Here is a 23,674-nt window from a genome sequence, read left to right on the forward strand (position 1 = left end):
CACAATGACTGATTCGACCCGACTGTTCCCGCCCTTCGCCGAAGAAATGCTGCCCGGCGGCGGCCATCGCTCCTTCGTGCTCAAGCGCGGCCAACTGCTGCGCCTGACCGACCTGCGCGGCGGTGCCAACGTCAGCCTGACGCTGCTCAACGCCAATGAAAAAACCGAACGCCTGAACCTGCCCGACAGCCTCAAATGCCAACACACCGCCAAGCTCACCGCCGGCCATTGCCTGTACTCGGACATGGGCCGCATATTGGCCGCAATCACCGCTGACACCTGCGGCTGGAGCGACAGCCTCGGCGGCGTGCTCTGCGCTGAAGAAGTGGCCGAAAAATACGGCCAGGGCCGCTATCAGGAACTGCGCAACGGCTTCTTCCGCAACGGCACCGACAACCTGCTGGTGGAGCTGGGCAAGTGGGGGCTGGGCCTGTCCGACCTGCTGATGACCCTCAACCTGTTCAGCCGGGTGAACGTCGATGACGCCGGGCGCTTTCACTTCGTTGAAGGCAATTCCAAAGCTGGCGACTACATCGAGTTATACGCACCGATGGACACCCTGGTGGTGCTCACCGCCCTGCAGCACCCGATGGACCCGACGCCGGAATATGCCCCCAAACCACTGAAGCTCAGCTGGATGAACGCCGACCCCAGCGTCGCCGAACACTGCCGCACCTCGCGCCCGGAAAACGAGCGCGGCTTCATCAACACCGACCGTCTGTTCGCCTGAGGATCGCTGCCATGTCACTCGCAATCGCCACTGCCGACGTTACTACAAGCAGGCAACCCGAAACTGCGGTCTACCGCGCCACCATCCCCGCCGGCGAACCCTGGCTGATGGAGGTCAAGGCCGGCCAGACCCTGCGCATCCTCGATCTGGAAGGCAACCAGGCCGTCGACACCCTGTTCTACAGCGTCGCCAATCCCAGGGAGCGCTACGACGTGCAGCGCACGTTGCGCCGCCAGAACAGCGTGTACCTGAGCACCGGCAGCGTGCTGTATTCCAACCTCGGCAAGCCGATGCTGACGATCATCGCCGACACCTGCGGCCGCCACGACACGCTCGGTGGTGCCTGCGCGCAAGAGAGCAACACCGTGCGCTACGCCCTGGAAAAACGCTACATGCACAGTTGCCGCGACAACTACCTGCGTGCCTGCGTCCACGACGGGCGCCTGGGTAAAGGCGACATCGGGCCGAACATCAATTTCTTCATGAACGTACCGGTCACGGCTGACGGCGGGCTGACCTTCGAGGACGGGATTTCCGCACCGGGCAAATACGTCGACCTGCGCGCCGAGATGGACGTGATCGTGCTGATCTCCAATTGCCCGCAACTGAACAACCCGTGCAATGCCTATAACCCGACTCCTGCGCAGGTGCTGGTATGGAACTGAGCCGTTTGCGCCGCTGGTTGTTTGCCCTGTGCCAGGCCCGCTCAGGGCAGTGCCTCAAAAAATAAGCCCGCCACAAATCCAAATGTGGGAGCGGGCTTGCTCGCGAATGCGGTGTGTCAGAAACATCAATGCCAACTGATACACCGCGTTCGCGAGCAAGCCCGCTCCCACAAGGGTTCAGCGGTGTTTTGAAGAAAAACTGATTTTTCCGTCGGGGACGACCCTGGCGCTCATCGAAAAACTGCGGGACGGCCCGCACCCCTCCAGGGGTTATGCCATGTTCAAAAAAGTCCTGATCGCCAACCGTGGCGCCATTGCCTGCCGCATCCTGCGCACCTTGCGCGAACTGCAGGTTGCAGGCGTTGCCGTGTATTGCGAAGCCGATGCCGCGAGCCTGCACATCCTGCAAGCCGACGAGGCCCACAGCCTGGGTGAGGGTGCCGCCGCCGGCACCTACCTGGCAGTGGAAAAAATCCTCGCCATCGCCAAGGCCACCGGCGCCACCGCAATCCATCCAGGCTATGGTTTTCTCTCGGAAAACGCTGCGTTCGCTGAAGCCTGCGAGGCCGCCGACATTGCCTTCATCGGCCCGACCCCGGAGCAGTTGCGCGTGTTCGGCCTCAAACACACCGCCCGCGCCCTGGCCAAACAACACGGCGTGCCGATGCTCGAAGGCACCGAACTGCTCGACAGCCTCGATGCGGCACTGATCGCCGGCGCGCAAGTCGGCTATCCGGTCATGCTCAAGAGCACCGCCGGCGGTGGTGGCATCGGCATGCGCGTGTGCCGCAGCGCGGCCGAATTGAGCGAATCCTTCGAAGCGGTCAAGCGTCTGGGGCAGAACAATTTCAGCGACGCCGGGGTGTTCATCGAGAAGTACATCCAGCGCGCCCGACATCTGGAAGTGCAGGTGTTCGGTGACGGCCGTGGCGAGGTGATTGCCCTCGGCGTGCGCGACTGCTCGGTGCAGCGGCGCAACCAGAAAGTCCTCGAAGAAACCCCGGCACCGAACCTGCCAGAGGGTATGGCCGATGAACTGTGCGCGGCGGCGATCAAACTGGCCAAGGCGGTGAATTACCGCAGCGCCGGCACGGTCGAATTCGTGTTTGACAGCGATGCCCAGCGTTTCTACTTCCTTGAAGTGAACACCCGCTTGCAGGTGGAACACGGCGTCACCGAGCAAGTCTGGGGCGTCGACCTGGTGCGCTGGATGGTGCAACTGGCAGCGGGTGACCTGCCGCCGTTGAGCGCGTTGAGCCAGGGTTTGAAAGCGCAGGGTCATGCGATTCAGGCACGGTTGTATGCGGAAGATCCAGGGCGGGACTTTCAACCGAGTCCGGGTTTGCTGACGGCGGTGCACTTTCCGCCGGCCAACGGCGTAGAACTGCGCATCGACACCTGGGTCGAGGCCGGTTGCGAGATCCCACCCTACTTCGATCCGATGATCGCCAAGGTCATCAGTTGGGCCCCGACCCGTGAGCAAGCCGCAGCCGATCTGCATCAGGCCTTGGGCGAAAGCCTGCTCTACGGGGTCCAAACCAACCGGGACTACCTGAGGCAGATCCTGCTCGATGCGCCCTTCGCCAGCGGTCAGCCCTGGACCCGTTGCCTGGAAGCCCTGGCGTATCAGGCCAACACCTTCGAAGTGCTCAGCGCCGGCACCCAGACCAGCGTCCAGGACTATCCCGGTCGCCTCGGCTATTGGGCGGTAGGCGTGCCGCCATCGGGGCCGATGGACAGTCGTGCGCTGCGCCTGGGTAACCTTCTGCTGGGCAACGATGAAGGCGCCGCAGCGCTGGAAATCACCATGAGCGGGCCCTTGCTGCGCTTCAATTGCGACGCGGTCGTTGCCGTCACGGGCGCGGTGATTGCGCTGACGTTGAATGGCGAAAGCGTGCCGATGAACACGGCAATGTTGGTGCCAGCCGGTGCCACGTTGAGCCTCGGGACGATTGCCGGTGCTGGCGCGCGCAGCTATCTGTGCGTGCGCGGCGGCTTGCAGGTTCCGGATTACCTGGGCAGCAAGAGTACCTTCACCCTCGGCCAGTTTGGCGGGCATGGCGGCCGTGCATTGCGGGCGGGTGATGTGCTGCATGTGCTGACGTTGAACGACCGGAGCGTCGATGCGCAACTGCCTGAAATCGCCGAGTTGCCTGCCGTACGCCAAATACGCGTGATCTACGGCCCCCATGGGGCACCGGAATACTTCACTGAAAACTACATCGGCACCTTCTTCGCGACTCAGTGGGAGGTGCATTTCAACTCCAGCCGCACCGGCGTACGGCTGATCGGGCCGAAACCGCAATGGGTGCGCGCCGACGGCGGTGAAGCCGGCTTGCATCCGTCGAACATCCACGACAATCCCTACGCGATCGGCTCAGTGGACTTCACTGGCGACATGCCGGTGATCCTCGGCCCGGATGGTCCGAGCCTGGGCGGATTCGTCTGCCCGGTGACGGTGATCGAGGCGGATCTCTGGCAGCTTGGCCAATTGAAGGCCGGGGACAAAGTGCAATTTATCCCCGTCGATCTCAAGACCGCCCGCAACCTCGCCCTGAAATGGAATACCCCCCGTAGGAGCGAGCCTGCTCGCGAAGGGGCCAGATCAGACACCGCATCAACTTCTTCACGAGCAGGCTCGCTCCCACAGGGGATTGTGTCGCCTGTTGTGCTGGACATTGGCCAGGGAGACACGCAACTGGTCGCGAGGCTGTCGGGGGATACTCACATTCTTCTCGAAATCGGCGCCCCCGAACTCGACCTCGTCCTGCGCTTTCGCGCCCACGCCCTCATGCAAGCCCTGGAAAGCAAACACCTGCACGGCGTGATCGACCTGACCCCGGGCATTCGCTCGCTGCAAGTGCACTACCAACCCGAGCAGTTGCCGCTTGCCGACTTGCTCGGCATCGTTGCCGGCGAATGGGACGCCGTGTGCGCCGCCAAGGACCTGCAGGTCCCCTCGCGCATCGTCCATCTGCCGCTGTCCTGGGACGACCCGGCCTGTCAGCTGGCCATCGAGAAATACATGACCACCGTGCGCAAGGACGCCCCCTGGTGCCCGAGCAACCTGGAGTTCATCCGGCGCATCAACGACCTGCCGAACCTCGATGAGGTGCAGCGCACGGTGTTCGACGCCAGCTACCTGGTGATGGGCCTGGGCGATGTGTACCTCGGCGCACCGGTCGCCACTCCGCTCGATCCGCGCCATCGCCTGGTGACCACCAAATACAACCCGGCCCGCACCTGGACCGCGGAAAATTCGGTGGGCATCGGTGGCGCCTACATGTGCGTGTACGGCATGGAAGGCCCCGGTGGTTATCAGTTCGTCGGGCGTACGCTGCAGATGTGGAATCGCTACCGCGAAGTCGCCGCCTTCGATGGCAAGCCATGGCTGCTGCGCTTCTTCGACCAGATCCGTTTCTACCCGGTCAGCGCCGATGAACTGCTGCGCATTCGCCGGGACTTCCCCCTCGGACGCTTCCCCCTGGACATCGAGCACAGTCAGCTGAACCTCGCCGATTACCAGGCCTTCCTGGCGCAGGAGGCCCAAGGCATCAACGCGTTTCGCGATCAGCAAAAAGGCGCATTCAATGCCGAACGCGAACGCTGGATCGCCAGCGGCCAGGCACATTTCGACAGCGAGGAATTGGCCCCGGAGGTGACCGAAGACGCGCCTCTGGCCAACGGTCAGCAGAGCATCGACAGCCATATCGCCGGCAACCTCTGGCAGGTTCAGGTGCAGGCTGGCAATCGCGTCCAGGCCGGAGACGTGCTGGTGATCCTGGAGTCGATGAAGATGGAAATCCCGCTTCTCGCGCCGGTGGCCGGCGTGGTGCGTGAGATTCGCGTGCAGCCAGGTTCGGCGGTGCGTGCCGGACAACGCGTCGTGGTGCTGGAACTCGACTGAAGCCATTTCGAAAGGACAAATACCATGAACATCAATCTGCAACTCGACGCCCTGCGCAACGCCTACCGCGATGGCAGCACCACGCCCCGGCAACTGCTGCCGGGCCTTCGGGACAAAGCGGCGGCACTGAACCCGGACTATCACCTGTTCATCCATTTGCTCAGCGCCGAAGAACTGGAGCCCTACCTCGCCGCCCTCGACGGCCGCGACATCGACAGCCTGCCGCTGTACGGCGTGCCGTTCGCGATCAAGGACAACATCGACCTGGCGGGCATACCGACCACGGCGGCCTGTCCGGCATTCGCCTACGTACCGCAACGTTCGGCGACCATCGTCGAGCAACTGCTGGCGTTGGGCGCAGTTCCCCTGGGCAAGACCAACCTCGATCAGTTTGCCACCGGCCTTAACGGCACTCGCTCGCCCTATGGAGCATGCCCCAACAGTGTGTTGCCGGAGTATCCGTCGGGTGGTTCCAGCGCCGGTTCTTCACTGGCGGTGGCGCTCGGTGTGGCGAGTTTTTCCCTGGGCACCGACACGGCGGGCTCCGGGCGCGTGCCGGCGGCGTTGAACAATCTGGTCGGGATGAAAGCCACCAAGGGCCTGATTTCCACCGCCGGCGTGGTGCCGGCCTGTCGCACCCTCGATTGCGTGACGACGTTCACCGCAACCGCCCGGGAGGCCAGTCAGTTGCTTGCATTGACCGCCAGACTCGACCCCCGGGACGAGTACAGCCGCAGCAATCCGTCGTGGAATGACGGCTCGGCGTTCGGTGCAATGCGTGCCTTCCGTTTCGGTGTGCCCCGGGCGCAAGACCTGGCATTTTTCGGCTGCGCTGAAGGCCCGTTGTTGTTCGCCGACGCCGTCGAGCAACTCAAGGCTTTGGGCGGCCAGGCCGTGGAGTTGGATCTGTCGCCGTTCCTCGAAGCGGCGCGCTTGCTCTACGAAGGCCCTTGGGTGGCCGAGCGCTACAGCGTGGCCGGCGAGCTGATGGAAGAAAATCCGCAAGCCGTGTTGCCGGTGATCCGCGCCGTATTGGCCAAGGCGCCGGCGGTCAACGGCGTGCAAACCTTCCGCGCACAGTATCGCCTGCAAGCACTGAAAGCCTTGTGCGACAAGGCACTCGATGGCCTCGATTGCGTAGTCACGCCGACCATTGGCCGCCCGGTCACACTGGCGGAACTCGACGCCGAACCGGTCCAGCGCAACAGCGAACTGGGTTACTACACCAACTTCATGAACCTGCTCGACTACGCCGCCATCGCCGTGCCCAGCGGGTTCATGGACAACGGTTTGCCCTGGGGCGTGACCCTGTTCGGACGGGCGTTCACCGATCAATACCTGTTGAGCCTGGCCGATGGCTTGCAGCGCCAGCAAGGATTGGCGGCACCGGCACCGACGGCTGTTGCGCGCAATGACCGGGCGCGGCTGGTGGTCTGTGGCGCGCACCTGGATGGCCTGGCGTTGAACTGGCAGCTCAAACAGCGCGGTGCGCGCCTGGTGGAAAGTACGTTCAGCTCACCCGACTACCAACTGTATGCCTTGGCCGGTGGCCCGCCGTTTCGTCCGGGCATGGTTCGGGTCAAGGACGGCGGCGTGGCGATTGCCGTGGAAGTCTGGGAACTGCCGAGTAGCGAACTGGGCTCGTTCCTCACCGGCATCCCGGCACCGTTGGGGTTGGGTAAGGTGCAACTGGCGGATGGTCGCTGGGAAAGCGGGTTTATCTGTGAGGCCTATGGGTTGGAAGGGGCGGTGGATATCAGCCACCTGGGCGGCTGGCGTGCCTACCTGCAATCCCGGACCTGAGATCGTTCCCACGCTCTGCGTGGGAATGCAGCCAGGGACGCTCCGCGTCCCATCCAGAGCCGAACGCGGAGCGTCCGTTGAGGCATTCCCACACAGAGCGTGGGAACGATCTGTGTCAAAACACAGGAACGACCATTCGCGACGTACATGGAGCAGCTATTTCCCCCGACAGTCCTTAGAATGCTCGCCACCGGATAGCTGACAATGGAACTGCCATGCCGCTTCGCTCGCCGCTGTACTCCCAACGGTCGTTGGTCCTCACGCTGGTCGCGTTGCTGGGTGCAGGCTTCCTGGCCACCTCCTTTCTCAGTTACTACGCCTCGCGCGCGTCGATCCGCGACAACATCGTCAATACCGAACTGCCGCTGACCTCGGACACCGTCTACTCGGAAATCCAGAAAGACCTGGTCAGGCCAATCCTGATTTCCTCAATGATGTCCCGCGACACCTTCATGCGCGACTGGGTGGTCAATGGCGAGCGCGACACCGGTCAGATGACCCGCTACCTCAACGAGGTCATGACCCACTACGGCGCCTACACGGCGTTTTTCGTTTCCGACGCCAGCCTGACCTACTACCACGCCAAAGGCGTGCTCAAGCAGGTCAAGACCACCGAACCCCGAGATGCCTGGTACTTTCGTGTCCGTGACATGAAAGACCCCTACGAGATCAACGTCGATCCGGACCTCGCCAACAAAGACAACCTGACCGTCTTCATCAACTACAAGGTCTACGACTACCACAACCGCTTCATCGGCGCCGCGGGTGTCGGGCTGACGGTCGACGCGGTGATCAAGCTGATCGACAAATACCAGCAGCGCTACCAGCGCAGCGTGTACTTCGTCGACACCTTCGGCCGCCTGGTGCTCACCGGGGCCGAGGGCGGACCGCAAGGTGCCCTGGCCGGGCAGACCCTGGCCGAACTCGACAGCATGAAAAACCTGCTCAGCCAGTTGCCCAAGCCCCACAGCGGCAGCTACGAATACTCGGGCCAAGGCCAGGGGCATTTCCTCAACGTGCGGTTCATCCCGGAGCTGAACTGGTACCTGTTCGTCGATAAGCGCGAAGACGGCGACCTCAACGACATCCGTCGCTCGTTATACCTCAACTTGCTGATTTGCCTGGTGGTCACATTGACCGTGCTGGCCCTGCTCAACCGCGTGATCAAACGCTACCAAAGCCAGATCCAGACCCAGGCAACGCTCGACAGCCTGACCGAGCTGCCCAACCGTCGCGGCTTCGACCTGCTGGCCGCGCAAGCGATGCAAGAAGCCCAGCGCGAACCCAGGCCGCTGACGGCATTGCTGCTGGACCTGGACCACTTCAAGGCCTTGAACGACACCTACGGCCACCTGGCCGGCGATCAGGTGCTGATCGGCTTCGCCCGTGACCTGGAAAGCTGCCTGCGCCACTCCGACATCGTCAGTCGCTGGGGCGGCGAGGAATTTATCGTGCTGCTCAAGGACACCGACGCAGAGGCGGGTCAAGTGATCGCCGAGAAAATACGCCAGCATGTGGAACACCAGCCCTATGCGTACAATGGCAACCGCTTGCAACTGACCGTCAGCATCGGCCTGACCTCCCTGCAACCCGATGACACCTTGCACACCCTGCTGTCGCGGGCCGATCATGCGATGTATCGGGCCAAACAATCGGGCCGCAACCGAACCTGCGTGGAGCTCCCACACCCTGCCTATGACCCAGCCTGACCTCTGCCCCGCTTGCGGCGCACCCAACGATTGCACCCTGGCCGACCCGCGAACCGCGGACCGGGCGTGCTGGTGCTACGGCGTCAGCATCGATCCGGCGGTGCTCCAGGCGCTGCCTGCAGAGCTGCGCAACGCAGCCTGCCTGTGCCCGCGTTGCGCCGAGGTCGAAGCGCAATTGCAAGCAACGGCCCGGCCGATCACGTAAGATACGCCGCCCTTTTCTCACCGATCTTCAAGTCATGCGCGTCGACCGTTTTCTCAGCAACCTGCCCTGCTTCAACCGAAAGCAGGTGCGCCTGTTGCTGGTGGAAAAACGCGTCAGGATCGACGGCCAGACCGTCAGCGATCCCCACGCCGACGTCCGCGAATTCAGCCGCGTCGAAGTCGACGACGAAGTGCTGCAAGCCGGCAAGGCGCTGCGTCACTTCATGCTGCATAAACCCGCCGGATGTGTCAGCGCCACCCGCGACCTCCAACACCGCACCGTACTGGACCTGATCGCGGAGCCGGACAAGGATGACCTGCACATCGCCGGCCGCCTGGACTTCAACACCACCGGCCTGATGCTGATCACCAATGACGGCAGTTGGTCGCGACGCCTGACCCAGCCCCAGACCAAACTGGCGAAGGTCTACTACGTTGAAACCGAGCAAGACATCGGCCCCGAATACGCGATCAAATTCCGCGAGGGGCTGTATTTCGCCTTCGAAGACCTCACCACCCAACCCGCTGGGCTAGAGCTTCTGGGCCCCAAAAGCGCGCGCCTGAGCATCGTCGAAGGCCGGTATCACCAGGTCAAGCGCATGTTCGGTCACTTCAACAACAAAGTGACGCGCCTGCACCGCGAACGCATGGGCCCGCTGACGCTCGACAACGCGCTGAAACCAGGCGAATACCGCCCTTTGAGCAACCATGAGATCGAATTGATCTAAGCAATCTACCGCTCAGCAGAAGTTGTCGAACAATTTACCAAAGACACTTGCGCGATGACGTGACGCCTGCTTGAATCAGGACGTCGGCCGAAATGTGACCGATGAGTCACGGATTACATCCAAGAAACTTTTTGCCGGTAGGAACCCCTGGGTTCCGGCCTCACCCGGCAGACTGCCCGCCAATAACAATACCCGTCGACCGGGCTGCATGGATCGACATGGGCTAACAATTTCAAGGCGTATGCCTACCTGTCACAAAGCTCGTGCAATCTCATTTGCGCGCATACCCGCTTGCCAGGAGTCTTATGACATGAGGCCAGAAATCGCTGTGTTGGATATACAGGGTCAGTATCGGGTTTACACGGAGTTCTATCGCGCAGACGCCGCAGAAAAGACCATTATTCTGGTCAACGGCTCGCTTGCCACGACTGCGTCGTTTGCACAAACCGTGAAAAACCTCCACCCACAGTTCAATGTCGTCTGCTACGACCAGCCCTACGCGGGCAAATCCAAAGCCCACAACCTGCATGAGAAATTGCTGACCAAGGAAGTCGAAGGGCAGATCCTCCTGGAACTGATCGACCACTTCGCCGCCGAACACGTGCTGTCGTTTTCCTGGGGTGGCGCCGCGACGCTGGTCGCATTGGCCCAACAGCCTCGGCGCATCGAAAAAGCCGTGATCAGCTCGTTCTCCCCGGAGATCAATGCGCACATGCTCGATTACCTCGAGCGCGGCGTGGATTACCTGGGCAGCCGCGACGGCGACCGGGTCGGCAACCTGGTCAACAGCACCATCGGCAAGCACTTGCCGACGCTGTTCAAGCGCTTCAACTACCGCCACGTCAGCAGCCTGGCCGATCACGAATACGGGCAGATGCACTTCCACATCAACGACTTGCTGCACAGCGACCGCCAGTGCTTCTTCAAGGCGGCGCAGCAAATCAACGTACCGGTGCTGTTCATGAACGGCGAATGGGACGAATACACCGCCGCCGAGGGCGCACGGTTGTTCGCCGACCACGTGCAACACGCCACCTTCACGACCCTGGATGCCACTGGCCACTTTCTCGACATGGAGCACAAAGCCGCCTGCCGAGACAGCCGCAATGCACTGCTGGGGTTCCTGAAGCCAGCACAGCACGAAAGCCGACCGCGTTTCCACCACGTTCAGGACCACCATGCATTGTCCCTGTGAAGTAGCGTCATCGCGAGCAAGCCCCACCCTCCCCTGCAGGAGCGAGGCTTGCCCGCGAATGACCGTCACACGGTCTGTGGACGTAATTCACCCGAGCTAAAGCCATCAAACGCAAAGAAAAACTTCATTTCCACGCGCACATCTGGTACAAAGTCACCGCTCTGAGCGGGTGTCGTATAATGGCATTACTCCAGCTTCCCAAGCTGATAACGAGGGTTCGATTCCCTTCACCCGCTCCAATCGAATTTTTGTCTCACGTTGTTTTTAGACGGGGGATGCAGGTATGAATAAAACCGGCCTTCAGGGCCGGTTTTTTTTATGCCTTGAGTTTGGTGAGATTCCAGCTTGTCATTTCCGCGGGTCGCCACTGCAGTGCCCCCAGCCGCTCTGCTTACACTAGCGTTTTCGCCTAGGTTTCAGGACCTTCCAGAGAGCACAGGAGCATCGGCTGGAAAGCCTGACGGAAAACCTTCGCAATACATCCATTTGGGTTGTCCAAGGCTTTTTCGCATTGCCCCCCTAGACTCGATTCCTATCGCTGCCCCACCGAGCCAGGAAGACTTTGGTGGTTATAGTGTTGATTAAAAAAAATCAGTGGGTATAGTAACCACAAGCTCACCACAGGGAGGTGATGTGAATAGCCGATTTTTGATTAGCCAACTCGTTGCGGACGGCTGGTATCTGGTACGTATCAGAGGCAGCCACCATCACTTCAAGCATCCGACCAAACCGGGGCTGGTGACCGTCCCTCACCCGAAGAAAGATCTTCTCAAGAAAACGGCCATTAGTATTTTGCAACAGGCGCTGCTCTGATTAACGCTGCGCTGAGTCCTCGGAGGACAATGACAATGCTTTACCCGATTGCGATTTCAATGGGAGATGAGGAGCATGCCTGGGGTGTTGAAGTCCCTGACATTGCGGGCTGTTTTTCCGCCGGGGAAGATCTGGATGATGCGATGGCGATGGCCCGAGAAGCCATTGAAGGCCATTTCGAGATTCTGGCCGAAGACGGTTCACCCATTCCTCCTGCGAATAAAGTGACATTGCACGCAGCCAATCCCAAGTACGCGGGGTGCGCATGGGCACTGGTGGACATCGACGTTACCAAGTATCTAGGCAAGGCCCAGAAGCTGAACATCACACTGCCCGGTTACCTGCTCAACCGTATTGATGAGTATGTGCTGCACCACCCGGAAGAGAAAAGCCGTTCGGGTTTTCTGGCTTCGGCCGCACTCAAGGTATTGCAACAACGTTGATAAGCTGATTGCAGCGATCTATCAACCGGCCCGCGTGGCCGGTTTTTCGTCAACGAATGGGGCCCCTCAGATACCGAGGTCGCCGCGCAACCGGCACTGGCCCAAAAGCAGCCGCCTGATGATGTTGGTCAGTGTTCCGCGCTGATGGATGAATCAGCGAGTCGCCACCAGAAACAACCGCGGAAACGGCAGCAATACCGAACCATCGGCCAATGCCGGATAGGCCTGTGCAATTGCAGCCTGATACTGCTGCAGAAACTGCGTGCGTTCGGCCTCATCCAGCGGTTCGAGGAAGGGTCGCAATCCGCTGCCCTTGAACCACTCCACCACCCCCGACGCGCCGCCCGCCAGCAGATGATGGTACGTGGTGCGCCAGACATCGACGCGGGTGCAACAGGCTTTCAGCATCGAGTAATAAACGCTGGCATCGGCCATTTCGGTTCTCTGTCCGGCAACTTCGGCAAGTTTGCCCGCCCAGGGACCGTCCGCCGCGACTTCGCGCATCAAGCGGTGTGAGGGTTGATTGAGGTTGTCGGGCATCTGGATTGCCAAACTGCCACCGGGTGCGAGCTTGCTCACCAGCGCCGGCAGCAACGTTGCGTGATCGGGCACCCACTGCAGTACCGCGTTGGCAAAAATCACATCGAATGGGCCAGTGTCATTCCAGGTATCGATGTCAGCGACATCGAAGCGCACCTGTGGCAGGCGCTTGCGCGCAGCCTCGATCATGTCGGTGGAACTGTCCAGGCCTCGCACCGTGGCATCAGCGAAGCGCTCCACCAGCAACTCGGTCGAGTTTCCCGGTCCACAACCGATGTCGATGGCCGAGCGCACTGTCCCAACCGGGATGGCGGCCAGCAGGTCGCGGGCGGGACGGGTGCGTTCATCTTCGAAAGCGACGTATTGTCTGGCGGACCAACTCATTGCGTTCTCCTGTCGATGCATTTGTTTTTTTCGGCACGGGCAAAAAATTTCAATCGTAACCATACAACGCCAGCAACACATTGCGAGCCTTTCAATGGGTAAAACTTCAAGATCAAAAGATCGCAGCCTGCGGCAGCTCCTACGGGTTGATCCGATGTAGGAGCTGCCGCAGGCTGCGATCTTTTGATCTGAAATAAGCCGAATTTTCACCCCGCCGCCACTGTCTGAAATTCAAGCGCCCTCTTATAAGGAAAACGGCCATGAAATTCGCAAAAATCGCACAGAAACTTGCTTTGTGGACCGGCAGCCCATCGACATTCCTCGGGGCGATCATCCTGATTTTGCTGTGGGGATTCAGTGGGCCGATCTTCGGTTTCAACGATACCTGGCAGCTGGTCATCAACACCTCGACCACCATCATCACCTTCCTGATGGTGTTCCTGATCCAGAACACACAGAACCGCGACACCGACATTCTGCACCTGAAGGTCGATGAGTTGCTGCGAGTGACGAAAGAAGCGCAGAACGCGATGCTCGGGCTCGAAGCCCTGGACCTCAAGGAGCTGGAAGCCTTGAGAAAGCACTACCGCAGCCTTGGCGAAGGCCAGACCATTTCCATTGATGGCACGGTGGTCCAGGAAAAAGGCAAACAGGATCTGAATAAATGCTGATCGACCGTGCGCGGGTGACCGCACGTCACCCGCGCACGCGAAGCGTTAGCGACTGGCTTGCAAGGCCCTGGCCATTTGCAGGTGATTCTGCAGCTTTGGCAGGGTCTCTTCTGCGAACGCCTTGATTTGCGGCACCTCGGTGGTCTGGGCCGTTTGCTCCAGCTGCTCGATGGCTTCCTGGGTGGTCTTGACCTGACTGGCCGCGTAGGCCTGGTCGAAGGTCTCGCCTTCCATGACTTGCGGCATCAGCGCCTTGGCTTTTTCCATCACTTCTTCACGCGGTGCCACCGGCAGATCCAGTTGCTTGGCGATTTTGGCCAGGTGCTGGTTGGCGGTCGTGCGATCGTTGATCACAACGATGGTGTAGTCCTTGACCTCCTTGGATTCGGACTTCTGGTGCGCCAGTCGGCTGGCTTCGATGTCAGCGATGCCTTTGGCCGACGCATCGTTGATGAATTCGGTGGGCGTCTGGGCGAAGGCACTGTTGACACACAGGCCCAGTAACGCGGCTAGACCGCAGTTGCGTAATCGGGTGGCCATAGGGTTCATGGTCGCGCCCTCCTCAGTAAAAATTCAAACGGGAGCTTTCGCTCCCGCTTCTCAATCAGAACCACCTGCATCCATTACTTGGATTTCTGGCCGGGTTTGCGGCCCATCTCGGACTTCGTGGAGTCTTTATCAACAGTCGTGGTCGTGGTTTTCCCACCTTTACGACCGGCTTCAGACGTCTTCGTTCGATCGTTGGCGTGTCCCGAGCTCGAGTTTCTTGAGTTAGGCATGATTCTCTACCTCTTGATGATGATCTCGGCGAGCCATTGCCCGCATAGAATCTGAATTTCCATCCATCAAAAGGTTTAGAAAAGCTGCTATCGCCACGACGAACGGTGGCGATAATTTCAGATGAGCCGCAGGTGTTGCTCACGCTTGGCGCTGTACATCGCCTCGTCGGCGTGCCTGAACAGCTGCTTTTCTTCAGTGCCGTGTTCGGGGTATTGGGCGACGCCGATGCTTGGCTGGATATGCAAGCTGTGTCCGTCCAGGCGCATGGGCGCAGACAGTACCTGGCGAATTTTCCCGGCCACACAGTCGGCATCCCCCGAGGCGTGGATGCTGTGCAGCAACACCACGAATTCGTCACCGCCAATACGCGCCACCGTGTCGGTCTCACGCACGCAGCCCTTGAGCCGATTGGCCACGGTTTGCAGCAACATGTCGCCGACCGCGTGCCCGTGGGTGTCGTTGACTTGTTTGAAGCGGTCCAGATCGACGTACAAAAGGGCCATGCGTCCGCGCTCTTGCAGCGCCGACGCCAAGGCCAGCTTCAGTCGGTCCCGTAGCAGTTCGCGGTTGGGTAGTTGGGTCAACTGGTCGTACTGGGCCATGTGCTGCAGGCGCGTGTGCAATTGCTTGCGCTCGATCGCCGTCGCGACTTGCGCGCAAACGTATTGCAGCAACTCCTTGTCCTGTTCGGTGTAGCGCTCATCGCCCGGCTTGGTTTTGACGATCAGGGCACCAATCGTGCCGTTTTGCGAGTTCAGCGGTACACCCAGCCAGCACGGCGAATGCTGCCCACTCACCAGCGACTCGAACTCCAAGGGCAGGTCGCTCTGATCCGGCGTCAGCAGGATCGGCAGGCCGCTGTGGACGACCTCCGCGCAAAGGCGTGCGGTGATGGTTCCGGGCTGTTCGGGATGCGGTTCGTGGTCGTCGACGTGATAGGGAAAATTCAGCTGTCCACACTGCTCGTCGTACAGCGCCACGGAAAAATTCAACGCCGGTAGCCATTCGCCGATGATCAGATGGATACGCTTGAACAACGCCAGCAAGTCTTCCGCGGCATGTGCCGCTTCGGAAATCGCATACAACGCCGCTTGTCGGGATTCGGCCAGCTTACGCTCGGTAATGTCGCGGGCCACGGCGATGCGCAGCTGATCGACCTCCGACCAACGCGCCGACCACAGGATATTGACCACCCGGCCGTCCTTGCGCAGGTAGCGGTTTTCGAAATTCAGCTTGGGTTCGCCACCCATGATTTCCCGCGCGGCGTCGAGGGTGCGCTGGCGATCGGCCGGGTGCACCAGGTCGATCATTGGCTGGCCGATCAGTTCGTCGGGGGTATAGCCGAAAATGCGCTCGCACGCCGCGCTGACAAATACGAAGCGGCCTTGTTTGTCGACCGCGCAAACGGCGTCCAGCAGCAGATCAATGTAGCTCGCCAACGGCGCGGAGTTTGTGCTGGTCATGGTGCCGTAATTTTGTCCGGACATTGCAGCCATTGGAAACCCTCCCTGACCGGTCAGGCGCCTGAGCGCCGACGGCACAACCGACGTATCCCTTCAATCAGCGTTACGCTTTGTTCGTCACCAGCCCCGGCAGTGCATGCGCCAGGGCGTTGATGGCGAAACCGATGAACATCAGCCCGCATAACCGGGTGATAGCCAGTTCATGGCGTTGATACAAGGTGCGCACCCGCCGCGCGCCAACGATGCCGATGAGGATAGCGTAGGCCAGCAGGCCGCCGACGAAGCTCAAGACGATCAGCCACGGCAACATCGACCAGGTCAGCAATTCTGCCCGGCTGGACAATAGCGCAGTGAAGGTGGCCACTGCCACCGGGTAAGCTTTCGGATTGGTCAGGCCGAACAGAATGCCGTGCCAGAATGGTTGCCGCGCAGGCCCCTGCGGCGCCTCGCCTACCCGCTGGCGCGCGCGCACCGCGCGCCAGCCGAGCCAGAACAGGTAGAGCCCGCTGAGCACGCCCAGTACATCGAAGGCAGTGCTGCCGATTTCCCGCGCACCGACAATCGCTATCAATGCGGTACTGCACCAGACCACGTCGCCCAACAAATGCCCGCAGAGAAACCCCGCCCCCGCCCGCCTTCCGTGGGCGGCGCCGATGCCGAACACCGCCAGTACCCCAGGCCCTGGCGTGATGCCATAGATGAAGCCCGAGGCGAGAACAGCCATTAGCAGGGAGGGGGTCATGGGAAGTCCTTTTGCGCTGTTTGGGTGAATGGGCGCCAGTCTATATCAGCTGAGGCTCGCTCGATTTGCGCATTCAGCCACTTCAACGCCTGATCGCTGCCCCGGCGTTTGTGCCAGACCAGGACAAAGGTGAACGACGGGATATCAAACGGCGGCGGCACGATAATCAATGACTGCTCGTCGATATCGCGCAAGGCACGGGAGGCGACCGTGAGGATCAGGTCGGTGCCGCTGATCAATTGCGGGGCGACGCTCCAGTGCGGCAGGCTGACGGCGATTCGGCGACGCTCGCGCAGGCGGGTCAAGGCGCGCTCGATTTCCGGAGTACCGCTGCCACGCATTTCCAGCAAGACGTGGGGGTGGCTCAAATAGGTGCGAAGCTCGAGCACGCTCGCGTCAGCCAGGCTGTTGCGGTCCAGCAGGCAGACATAGTGCTCTTCGAACAACGGCGTGCTGCGCAATTCGTTGGGCATTTCCGGAAACACCCCAGCGGCAGCATCGATATCACCGTTGAGCACCCCTTCGAGCATGCCTTCACGGCTGGCGTGGCTGATCTGCAGGTCGATGCCGGGCGCTTCGCGGCGCAGCGTACGGATCAGACCCGGCAGGAGGATAGCGGCACCGTAATCAGACATCGCCAGGCGAAAAGTGCGTTTGGCCGTGGCCGGATCAAAGGCATTCGGTGCCAGCAGCGATTGCACCTGGGCCAACACTTCACCCAGCGGCACCATCAGCTCCAGCGCTCGAGGAGTCGGCACCAGGCTGGCGCCAGCGCGCACCAGCAACGGATCACCGAGCAGATCGCGCAAGCGTGCCAGGGCATGGCTGACAGCAGGCTGGCTCAGGTGCAGGCGCTCGGCCGCACGAGTCACGTGTTGCTCGTTGAGCAAGGCGTCAAGGATTACCAGCAGGTTGAGATCGATGCGCCGCAGATCATTCATCTGATGCATGTTCTAGATAGCAAAACGGAATTTAAATCTGCGCGACGAATGCTCTAGAGTCCAGCAAAACCTGTTGGAGAATGAAAATGAGTACGTTGCATTGGGTGGGTCTGTTGCTCCTTGCTGCATTCGCCGGAGCGGTGGTGCCGTTCCAGAGCGCGATCAACGCCAATCTCGGGCGCGGCCTGGGTCATCCATTGTGGGCGACCCTCGCTTCATTGATGGTGAGCATCCTGGTGTTGCTGCCGATCATGCTGGCGATGCGTTTGCCATTGCCATCGATGGCGTTCATCGGCAAGGCACCGCTGTGGATGTGGGCCGGTGGTGCATTTGGGGTGTGTTTTATTTCACTGGCGCTGGTGTTGCTGCCCAAGCTTGGCGCTTCGGGATTCATGGCGTTGGCGCTGGCGGGGCAAGTGGTGGCCTCGCTGGTGCTGGATCACTTTGGGTGGTTTGGGTTGGTGGAGCGGCACATCACGCTGCCGCGATTGGCTGGGGCGGTGTTGCTGATCGGCGGGGTGGTGTTGATTCAGTTTGGGGCCATGCCGGCCAAGTCTTTGGCGGCTGCGGGTTGAAGTAGTTACCGAGCGTTCAATGTTGATTGTCAGTCAGTCTTCGCGAGCAGGCTCGCTCCCACAGGGGAATGCATTGCTATCTGCAGGCGCTGCAGGTTTCAGTAACCGTCAGAACGTGTCGGGCGTGCGCAGCTTCTGCGGCAAGTCCCACAACAGCGCCGGTCGACGGTGCTTATGCGATGGCGCTGAGCGGATTCGTCCATCAACTGACGGCTGCCGCGATTGGCGCGATGATCTGAGTGATGCAGACCAGGCTCAGTGCCCGACCATGATAAAGTCGCCGCCCATCAGACCTTTTGCTTCGAGATGAGCACCGCAATGACCGATTTCCAGGATGTCGACGCCCAACTTGAAGACTGGAACGTCTTGCGCAGCGGCGCTGCGTTCGACGGTTTGCTGGTGGGTAATGGGGCCAGCCGTGCGGTGTGGGATGACTTCGGTTACGACTCGCTGTTCGAAAACGCCCGCACCGTCGAAGAAAAACCCCTCAGCCCATCCGAGTTGAGTGTGTTCGATGCGCTGCAGACACGCAGTTTCGAGCAGGTGCTCAGCGCTTTGAAAACCACCAGCCGGGTCAACAAGGCCCTGGCCGTCAGCTCTGCCGCACCGCGTAATCGTTACTACGCGATCAAGGAAGCGCTGATCAACACCGTGCACGCCGTCCACATTCCTTGGCGGTTGGTCGAGGCCTCAAGCCTGGCGACCATCGGTGAGGAACTGGGCCGTTATCGTACGGTGTTCACCACTAACTACGACTTGCTCAATTACTGGGCGATCCAGCAGCATCCCGAAGCGATCAGCGATCTGTTCCAGGGGGCAGAACCTTCCTTCGACCTGAGCGTTACCGCCACCGACAAAACCCGTTTGCTGTACTTGCACGGCGGTCTGCACCTGGTGCGCAACCAGGACGGCACGGCGCGCAAATTGATGTCGACCGAAGGCACGTTGCTGGGCAATTTCGCCATCAACAACACGATCAAGACCCTTGACGATGTACCGTTGTTCATCAATGAAGGGCCGAGCGCAGACAAGCTCAAGACCATCCGCAGTTCCGACTACCTGTCGTTCTGCTACGAGCAGTTACTCGGCCATGGCGGCGGGTTGTGCATTTTCGGGCATGCATTGGGCGAGCAGGACAGTCACATCGTGCACGCCTTGCGCGTGGCGAAACCGAAGAGTGTGGCCATCTCGATTTACCCGCGCAGCAAGGCGTTCGTCCAGCACCAGAAGCGGCATTACGCGAAGCTGTTCGAGGGGACTGGGGTTGAGTTGCGGTTTTTTGATTCCAAGACCCATGCGCTGGGTAGCCCGAAGCTAGCGGTTCCAGTGGAAGTTTAGTGGTTTGAGCTGATGCCTTCGCGAGCAGGCTCGCTCCCACAATGGCATGCATTCCTCCTGTGGGAGCGAGCCTGCTCGCGATGGCGGCGTGTCAGTCAACATCTTGCTGACTGTTAAACCGCATTCGCGAGCAGGCTCGCTCACACAGGGGATTTGTGTTGAGTGTTAGAGCACCGGCAAGGTCTTGTCCTTGATCACCTTGGTCGGGCCGTTCGCCTTTACACTGGCGATGCCTTTCTCAAGCGCGGATGCAGAGGAATAGGCTTCGCTGCTGCCAATAATCTCGTGGTTGCCGGCCTTGAGGTTGAAATAAGGATGGCCATCCTTGGTAGTTTTCTTCTCGTAGCGCTCATCCAGCGGACTGTTGGCCTGGACTGACGCGATGCCTTTGTCGGCCGCGGCGCGGGTGCTGTACAACTCGCTGGTCAGAATGGTTTCGGCGTTCGCCGCCTTCAGAACGAACCTGAACTGACCGCTGCTGCTCTTGCTCACTTCGTACCATCCGGACATGTTCTTTTCTCCTTGGCGATTGAGAGGTTGCGCGCTTCAGAGTAAAGACCACCGGAACAACAAGATCAAAAGATCGCAGCCTTCGGCAGCTCCTACATCGATCCCTGTAGGAGCTGCCGAAGGCTGCGATCTTTTGATTTTCACGCCGTTCGCACCACACTCATCTGAGGAGGAGCAATCCGCCGCTGGCTCAAATATCGCGTACAACTCACCCGCAGGAACGAGGCGAAATTGACCACCTCGCCACGGTAGTCCATGACCTCCTCATACAGCTTGGCAATCAGCTGATTGGTGGTCATACCGTCGCTCTCGGCGATTTCGCTGAGGATGTCCCAGAACTGATTCTCCAGCCGCAAGGTGGTGACCACCCCGCAAATGCGCAGCGAGCGGGAGCGTGATTCGTAGAGAATCGGATCGGCCTTGACGTAGAGCTCGCACATGGACGGGTCCTTTGTTACAGCGTGATTTTTGTGCCCAGCAAGCCGAGAAAACCGGCGAGCCAGCTCGGGTGGGCAGGCCAGGCCGGTGCCGTCGCCAGATTGCCTTGAACATGGCCGTCCGTCACCGGGATATCGATAAACGTACCGCCCGCCAGGCGCACTTCTGGTGCACAGGCCGGGTAAGCGCTGCACTCACGCCCCTCAAGAATCCCGGCGGCGGCCAACAATTGTGCTCCGTGGCACACGGCGGCGATCGGCTTGCCGGCCTTGTCGAAATCGCGCACCAGTTCCAACACTTTTTCATTCAGGCGCAAGTACTCTGGCGCACGACCTCCGGGTATCAGCACGGCGTCGTAATCCGCCGCATTGACCTTGGCGAAATCGAAGTTCAGGGCAAACAGGTGACCGGGTTTTTCGCTGTAGGTCTGGTCGCCTTCGAAGTCATGGATAGCGGTGCGCACGGTCTGGCCGGCGCTCTTGTCCGGGCAAACGGCATGCACCGTGTGACCGACCATCAGCAGGGCCTGGAACGGCACCATCACTTCATAGTCTTCGACGTAATCGCCGACCAGCATCAGAATTTTTTTCGCGGCCATGGGGAGGACTCCTCTGGGAAATGCATGGGCAAGCAGGAGTATTCAAGGTAGTCCTTATCCGTGGGGGTGGGTAATAACCTGCTACTACGCCGATCACTTGGTAGGAGCTGGCGCAGGCTGCGATCTTTTGACCTTGATCTTAAAAACAAGATCAAAAGATCGCAGCCTGCGGCAGCTCCTACGTTGGGAGCTTCGCTCCCAACTGTACGGATAACTCTGCGCCTAGCTGTAACAGCCGGCTACCTTGGGTTTATGGCTAGATAACAGCATCTATTAAATTCTGGTTGCCATCATGTCCACCCGCGAAAACACCGGCATGGCCCTGGGCCTGCTCGGCGTTGTGATCTTCAGCCTTACCCTGCCCTTCACGCGCATCGTCGTACAAGAGATGCATCCACTGCTCAATGGCCTCGGCCGGGCACTGTTCGCGGCTGTTCCCGCGGCGTTGCTGTTGTTGTGGCGGCGCGAGAAATGGCCAACCTGGAAGCAGGTCAAAGGCCTGACGCTGGTGATTGCCGGGGTGATCCTCGGTTTTCCAGTCCTATCGGCCTGGGCCATGCAAACCTTGCCGGCGTCCCATGGCGCGCTGGTCAATGGCTTGCAGCCACTGTGTGTGGCGCTGTACGCCGCGTGGTTGTCCCACGAACGCCCGTCGAAAGCCTTCTGGGCCTGCGCCGCGCTGGGCAGTGCGCTGGTGCTCGGTTACGCACTGATCAGCGGGGCCGGCAGCATTCAGGCGGGCGACCTGTTGATGCTCGGCGCAATTGCGGTCGGCGGCCTGGGGTACGCCGAAGGTGGCCGGTTGGCCAAGGAAATGGGCGGCTGGCAAGTGATCTGCTGGGCACTGGTGCTGTCGACCCCGCTATTGATCGGGCCGGTGCTGTACCTTGGGTTGCAACACCAGGGCGAGATTTCGTCCAAGACCTGGTGGGCCTTCGGCTACGTCTCGCTGTTTTCGCAATTCATCGGGTTCTTTGCCTGGTATGCCGGGCTGGCCATCGGTGGCATTGCCCGGGTCAGCCAGATCCAGTTGCTGCAGATTTTCTTCACCATCGGCTTTTCCGCGCTGTTCTTTGGCGAACACGTCGAACCGATTACGTGGTTGTTTGCTGGCGGGGTGATCCTGACCGTCGTGCTGGGACGCAAGACGGCGGTCAAGCCCGCACGCATTGCCACGGCGTAAATCGAACGGCTTTCAGAGGTAACCGTCAGCCCGCAACAGGGTTTCCAGGCAATGCTCGGTGATGTGGTAGAACGCCTTGAGTTCCTGGATCTTCGCCAACAGCTGGGCCGGATCACCCGGTTCGGCACGCTTGACCGCCAGGATCATCTTGTTCTTGTTGGTGTGGTCCAGCGAGATGAACTCGAACACCTTGGTCTCGTAACCGCAGGCTTCGAGGAACAGCGCACGCAAGCTGTCGGTGACCATTTCCGCCTGCTGTCCCAGGTGCAAGCCGTACTGCAGCATCGGCTTGAGCAATGCCGGGCTCTGGATTTGCAGGCGAATCTGTTTGTGACAGCACGGCGAACACATGATGATCGAGGCACCGGAACGAATGCCGGTGTGAATCGCATAATCCGTGGCGATGTCGCAGGCATGCAGCGCGATCATCACATCCAGCTCGCTCGGTGCCACGCTGCGTACATCACCGCACTTGAAGACCAGCCCCGGGTGCTCGAGCTTTGCCGCGGCGGCGTTGCACAGGCTGACCATGTCTTCACGCAACTCGACACCCGTCACTTTCGCCTCGGCCTTCAGGGTGTTGCGCAGATAGTCATGGATCGCAAACGTCAGGTAACCCTTGCCGGAGCCGAAGTCGGCCACGCGAACCGGGCTATCCAGGGCCAGTGGCGACGAGGTCAGCGCATGGCTGAAAACTTCGATGAACTTGTTGATCTGCTTCCACTTGCGCGACATCGCAGGGATTAATTCATGCTGCTTGTTGGTGACGCCCAAGTCGGCGAGAAAGGGTCGGTTCAAATCGAGAAAGCGGTTTTTCTCACGGTTGTGCCCGGCGGGTGGCACTTCACGCAATTGCTGGGGTTTGCTCTTGAACAGCGAAGATTTGCCCTTTTTGCTGTATTCGAGCTGGGCTTCATCCGTCAATGACAACAAATGCGCATTCTTGAACGATGCCGGCAACAAGTCTTTGATGAGGGCCACACTTTCGGCCAATGGCAGGTTCTTGGTGATGTCGCGGGTCTTGTACCGATAGACGAAGGACAGGCAAGCCTGCGCCTTGACCGTCACCGGCTTGATGATGATGCGCTGCAAGTCCGCTTCATCGCCAGCGTACTTGGCCAGCACCAGCTTGATGAAGGCGTTCTGATCCAGGCTCGATTGCAGCAGGTCGATGAACTGGGCGTGATGGTCCGGCGCGAGGCTGGCGGGGGTGGCGGTGACGGACATGTAAAAAACGGCCTCGGGCAGAGCAAATCGGAGAATGCCCGGTATTTTAGGGGGGATGCGGGTTTTGGGCACGGGGTTATTTTTCGC

The 23,674-nt window shown here is 60.3% G+C and carries 24 protein-coding genes and 1 tRNA gene; 15 read left to right on the forward strand and 10 right to left on the reverse strand.

The genetic code is table 11. From position 1 onward, the window contains the following. Positions 1-4: 4 nt before the first annotated feature. The 11 genes from QLG10_RS17410 to QLG10_RS17460 all read left to right on the forward strand — a co-directional run bounded on the left by QLG10_RS17410 (position 5) and on the right by QLG10_RS17460 (position 12,197). A complete protein-coding gene (locus QLG10_RS17410; RefSeq protein WP_110749027.1) occupies positions 5-730 on the forward strand; it encodes an urea amidolyase associated protein UAAP1 in 726 nt (241 codons plus the stop codon). Between the two features lie 11 nt (positions 731-741). Next, a complete protein-coding gene (locus QLG10_RS17415; RefSeq protein WP_033039025.1) occupies positions 742-1,395 on the forward strand; it encodes an urea amidolyase associated protein UAAP2 in 654 nt (217 codons plus the stop codon). Between the two features lie 277 nt (positions 1,396-1,672). Then, positions 1,673-5,302, forward strand: coding sequence for an urea carboxylase (gene uca / locus QLG10_RS17420; RefSeq protein WP_282487746.1), 3,630 nt, complete (start codon positions 1,673-1,675; stop codon positions 5,300-5,302). 24 nt (positions 5,303-5,326) lie between these two features. Then, positions 5,327-7,105, forward strand: a complete 1,779-nt coding sequence (atzF, locus tag QLG10_RS17425) for an allophanate hydrolase (protein ID WP_188264223.1) — start codon at positions 5,327-5,329, stop codon at positions 7,103-7,105. Between the two features lie 215 nt (positions 7,106-7,320). Next, positions 7,321-8,814 (forward strand): sensor domain-containing diguanylate cyclase, encoded by a 1,494-nt coding sequence (locus QLG10_RS17430; RefSeq protein ID WP_282487747.1) that lies wholly within the window; start codon positions 7,321-7,323, stop codon positions 8,812-8,814. After that, positions 8,801-9,019 carry a cysteine-rich CWC family protein gene (locus QLG10_RS17435; protein WP_248677110.1) on the forward strand — a complete coding sequence of 73 codons (219 nt, stop codon included), beginning with the start codon at positions 8,801-8,803 and terminating at the stop codon, positions 9,017-9,019. Before QLG10_RS17430 ends, QLG10_RS17435 begins: the two co-directional genes overlap by 14 nt. Positions 9,020-9,053: 34 nt before the next feature. After that, positions 9,054-9,746, forward strand: a complete 693-nt coding sequence (locus QLG10_RS17440) for a pseudouridine synthase (RefSeq protein WP_282487748.1) — start codon at positions 9,054-9,056, stop codon at positions 9,744-9,746. A 310-nt stretch (positions 9,747-10,056) separates the two neighbouring features. Next, the gene (locus QLG10_RS17445; protein ID WP_188264227.1) at positions 10,057-10,941 is read left to right on the forward strand and encodes an alpha/beta hydrolase; all 885 of its coding nucleotides are present in this window, start codon (positions 10,057-10,059) and stop codon (positions 10,939-10,941) included. A gap of 165 nt (positions 10,942-11,106) precedes the next feature. Next, positions 11,107-11,180, forward strand: a tRNA-Gly gene (locus tag QLG10_RS17450). Between the two features lie 394 nt (positions 11,181-11,574). Beyond that, positions 11,575-11,754 carry a type II toxin-antitoxin system HicA family toxin gene (locus QLG10_RS17455; protein ID WP_077184214.1) on the forward strand — a complete coding sequence of 60 codons (180 nt, stop codon included), beginning with the start codon at positions 11,575-11,577 and terminating at the stop codon, positions 11,752-11,754. 35 nt (positions 11,755-11,789) lie between these two features. Then, entirely contained in the window at positions 11,790-12,197 is a 408-nt protein-coding gene (locus tag QLG10_RS17460) for a type II toxin-antitoxin system HicB family antitoxin (protein ID WP_110749014.1), read from the forward strand. Between the two features lie 153 nt (positions 12,198-12,350). On the opposite strand, the gene tam is transcribed toward QLG10_RS17460, so the two are convergent. Then, positions 12,351-13,121, reverse strand: a complete 771-nt coding sequence (gene tam / locus QLG10_RS17465) for a trans-aconitate 2-methyltransferase (RefSeq protein WP_110749013.1) — start codon at positions 13,119-13,121, stop codon at positions 12,351-12,353. Between the two features lie 260 nt (positions 13,122-13,381). Between tam and QLG10_RS17470 the strand changes: the two genes are divergently transcribed. Beyond that, positions 13,382-13,792 carry a low affinity iron permease family protein gene (locus tag QLG10_RS17470; protein WP_020798397.1) on the forward strand — a complete coding sequence of 137 codons (411 nt, stop codon included), beginning with the start codon at positions 13,382-13,384 and terminating at the stop codon, positions 13,790-13,792. Between the two features lie 45 nt (positions 13,793-13,837). Here QLG10_RS17470 and QLG10_RS17475 read toward each other — a convergent pair whose 3' ends face one another. The 5 genes from QLG10_RS17475 to QLG10_RS17495 all read right to left on the reverse strand — a co-directional run bounded on the left by QLG10_RS17475 (position 13,838) and on the right by QLG10_RS17495 (position 17,727). Then, on the reverse strand, positions 13,838-14,341 hold the full coding sequence (locus tag QLG10_RS17475) for a DUF4142 domain-containing protein (RefSeq protein WP_110749011.1): 504 nt from the start codon (positions 14,339-14,341) through the stop codon (positions 13,838-13,840). Positions 14,342-14,415: 74 nt separating this feature from the next. After that, on the reverse strand, positions 14,416-14,571 hold the full coding sequence (locus QLG10_RS17480; protein ID WP_080725380.1) for a stress protein: 156 nt from the start codon (positions 14,569-14,571) through the stop codon (positions 14,416-14,418). Between the two features lie 117 nt (positions 14,572-14,688). Then, positions 14,689-16,035, reverse strand: coding sequence for a sensor domain-containing diguanylate cyclase (locus QLG10_RS17485; RefSeq protein ID WP_188264255.1), 1,347 nt, complete (start codon positions 16,033-16,035; stop codon positions 14,689-14,691). Positions 16,036-16,138: 103 nt separating this feature from the next. Next, the gene (locus QLG10_RS17490) at positions 16,139-16,777 is read right to left on the reverse strand and encodes a LysE family translocator (protein ID WP_020798394.1); all 639 of its coding nucleotides are present in this window, start codon (positions 16,775-16,777) and stop codon (positions 16,139-16,141) included. Then, positions 16,774-17,727 carry a LysR family transcriptional regulator gene (locus QLG10_RS17495; RefSeq protein WP_110749009.1) on the reverse strand — a complete coding sequence of 318 codons (954 nt, stop codon included), beginning with the start codon at positions 17,725-17,727 and terminating at the stop codon, positions 16,774-16,776. The genes QLG10_RS17490 and QLG10_RS17495 overlap by 4 nt, the downstream gene beginning before the upstream one ends. Positions 17,728-17,804: 77 nt before the next feature. On the opposite strand from QLG10_RS17495, the gene QLG10_RS17500 reads away from it, so the two are divergent. After that, a complete protein-coding gene (locus QLG10_RS17500) occupies positions 17,805-18,293 on the forward strand; it encodes a DMT family transporter (protein ID WP_110749007.1) in 489 nt (162 codons plus the stop codon). A gap of 318 nt (positions 18,294-18,611) precedes the next feature. Next, the gene (locus QLG10_RS17505; RefSeq protein WP_110749006.1) at positions 18,612-19,631 is read left to right on the forward strand and encodes a DUF4917 family protein; all 1,020 of its coding nucleotides are present in this window, start codon (positions 18,612-18,614) and stop codon (positions 19,629-19,631) included. A 165-nt stretch (positions 19,632-19,796) separates the two neighbouring features. Here the strand turns inward: QLG10_RS17505 and QLG10_RS17510 are convergent, their stop codons facing one another. From QLG10_RS17510 to QLG10_RS17520, 3 genes are all read right to left on the reverse strand, one after another. After that, positions 19,797-20,141 (reverse strand): YegP family protein, encoded by a 345-nt coding sequence (locus QLG10_RS17510; protein ID WP_110749004.1) that lies wholly within the window; start codon positions 20,139-20,141, stop codon positions 19,797-19,799. 140 nt (positions 20,142-20,281) lie between these two features. Next, positions 20,282-20,581 carry a ribbon-helix-helix domain-containing protein gene (locus QLG10_RS17515; protein ID WP_020798384.1) on the reverse strand — a complete coding sequence of 100 codons (300 nt, stop codon included), beginning with the start codon at positions 20,579-20,581 and terminating at the stop codon, positions 20,282-20,284. Between the two features lie 14 nt (positions 20,582-20,595). Further along, a complete protein-coding gene (locus QLG10_RS17520; RefSeq protein WP_020798383.1) occupies positions 20,596-21,177 on the reverse strand; it encodes a DJ-1/PfpI family protein in 582 nt (193 codons plus the stop codon). 292 nt (positions 21,178-21,469) lie between these two features. On the opposite strand from QLG10_RS17520, the gene QLG10_RS17525 reads away from it, so the two are divergent. Beyond that, complete coding sequence (locus QLG10_RS17525; protein WP_110749002.1) at positions 21,470-22,360, forward strand: DMT family transporter; 891 nt, start codon at positions 21,470-21,472, stop codon at positions 22,358-22,360. A 12-nt stretch (positions 22,361-22,372) separates the two neighbouring features. Here QLG10_RS17525 and QLG10_RS17530 read toward each other — a convergent pair whose 3' ends face one another. After that, on the reverse strand, positions 22,373-23,587 hold the full coding sequence (locus QLG10_RS17530; protein WP_282487750.1) for an SAM-dependent methyltransferase: 1,215 nt from the start codon (positions 23,585-23,587) through the stop codon (positions 22,373-22,375). Positions 23,588-23,674: the final 87 nt, after the last annotated feature.

It is taken from the genome of Pseudomonas sp. V98_8, from assembly GCF_029967975.1.
Lineage (GTDB): Bacteria > Pseudomonadota > Gammaproteobacteria > Pseudomonadales > Pseudomonadaceae > Aquipseudomonas > Aquipseudomonas umsongensis.

Excerpts from the sequence above, each read along its gene's own strand:
- QLG10_RS17410 (WP_110749027.1), top strand. The coding sequence starts at position 5 with ATGACTGATTCGACCCGACTGTTCCCGCCCTTCGCCGAAGAAATGCTG.
- QLG10_RS17415 (WP_033039025.1), top strand. The coding sequence starts at position 742 with ATGTCACTCGCAATCGCCACTGCCGACGTTACTACAAGCAGGCAACCC.
- uca (WP_282487746.1), top strand. The coding sequence starts at position 1,673 with ATGTTCAAAAAAGTCCTGATCGCCAACCGTGGCGCCATTGCCTGCCGC.
- atzF (WP_188264223.1), top strand. The coding sequence starts at position 5,327 with ATGAACATCAATCTGCAACTCGACGCCCTGCGCAACGCCTACCGCGAT.
- QLG10_RS17430 (WP_282487747.1), top strand. The coding sequence starts at position 7,321 with ATGCCGCTTCGCTCGCCGCTGTACTCCCAACGGTCGTTGGTCCTCACG.
- QLG10_RS17435 (WP_248677110.1), top strand. The coding sequence starts at position 8,801 with ATGACCCAGCCTGACCTCTGCCCCGCTTGCGGCGCACCCAACGATTGC.
- QLG10_RS17440 (WP_282487748.1), top strand. The coding sequence starts at position 9,054 with ATGCGCGTCGACCGTTTTCTCAGCAACCTGCCCTGCTTCAACCGAAAG.
- QLG10_RS17445 (WP_188264227.1), top strand. The coding sequence starts at position 10,057 with ATGAGGCCAGAAATCGCTGTGTTGGATATACAGGGTCAGTATCGGGTT.
- QLG10_RS17460 (WP_110749014.1), top strand. The coding sequence starts at position 11,790 with ATGCTTTACCCGATTGCGATTTCAATGGGAGATGAGGAGCATGCCTGG.
- tam (WP_110749013.1), bottom strand. The coding sequence starts at position 13,121 with ATGAGTTGGTCCGCCAGACAATACGTCGCTTTCGAAGATGAACGCACC.
- QLG10_RS17470 (WP_020798397.1), top strand. The coding sequence starts at position 13,382 with ATGAAATTCGCAAAAATCGCACAGAAACTTGCTTTGTGGACCGGCAGC.
- QLG10_RS17475 (WP_110749011.1), bottom strand. The coding sequence starts at position 14,341 with ATGAACCCTATGGCCACCCGATTACGCAACTGCGGTCTAGCCGCGTTA.
- QLG10_RS17480 (WP_080725380.1), bottom strand. The coding sequence starts at position 14,571 with ATGCCTAACTCAAGAAACTCGAGCTCGGGACACGCCAACGATCGAACG.
- QLG10_RS17485 (WP_188264255.1), bottom strand. The coding sequence starts at position 16,035 with ATGACCAGCACAAACTCCGCGCCGTTGGCGAGCTACATTGATCTGCTG.
- QLG10_RS17490 (WP_020798394.1), bottom strand. The coding sequence starts at position 16,777 with ATGACCCCCTCCCTGCTAATGGCTGTTCTCGCCTCGGGCTTCATCTAT.
- QLG10_RS17495 (WP_110749009.1), bottom strand. The coding sequence starts at position 17,727 with ATGCATCAGATGAATGATCTGCGGCGCATCGATCTCAACCTGCTGGTA.
- QLG10_RS17500 (WP_110749007.1), top strand. The coding sequence starts at position 17,805 with ATGAGTACGTTGCATTGGGTGGGTCTGTTGCTCCTTGCTGCATTCGCC.
- QLG10_RS17505 (WP_110749006.1), top strand. The coding sequence starts at position 18,612 with ATGACCGATTTCCAGGATGTCGACGCCCAACTTGAAGACTGGAACGTC.
- QLG10_RS17510 (WP_110749004.1), bottom strand. The coding sequence starts at position 20,141 with ATGTCCGGATGGTACGAAGTGAGCAAGAGCAGCAGCGGTCAGTTCAGG.
- QLG10_RS17515 (WP_020798384.1), bottom strand. The coding sequence starts at position 20,581 with ATGTGCGAGCTCTACGTCAAGGCCGATCCGATTCTCTACGAATCACGC.
- QLG10_RS17520 (WP_020798383.1), bottom strand. The coding sequence starts at position 21,177 with ATGGCCGCGAAAAAAATTCTGATGCTGGTCGGCGATTACGTCGAAGAC.
- QLG10_RS17525 (WP_110749002.1), top strand. The coding sequence starts at position 21,470 with ATGTCCACCCGCGAAAACACCGGCATGGCCCTGGGCCTGCTCGGCGTT.
- QLG10_RS17530 (WP_282487750.1), bottom strand. The coding sequence starts at position 23,587 with ATGTCCGTCACCGCCACCCCCGCCAGCCTCGCGCCGGACCATCACGCC.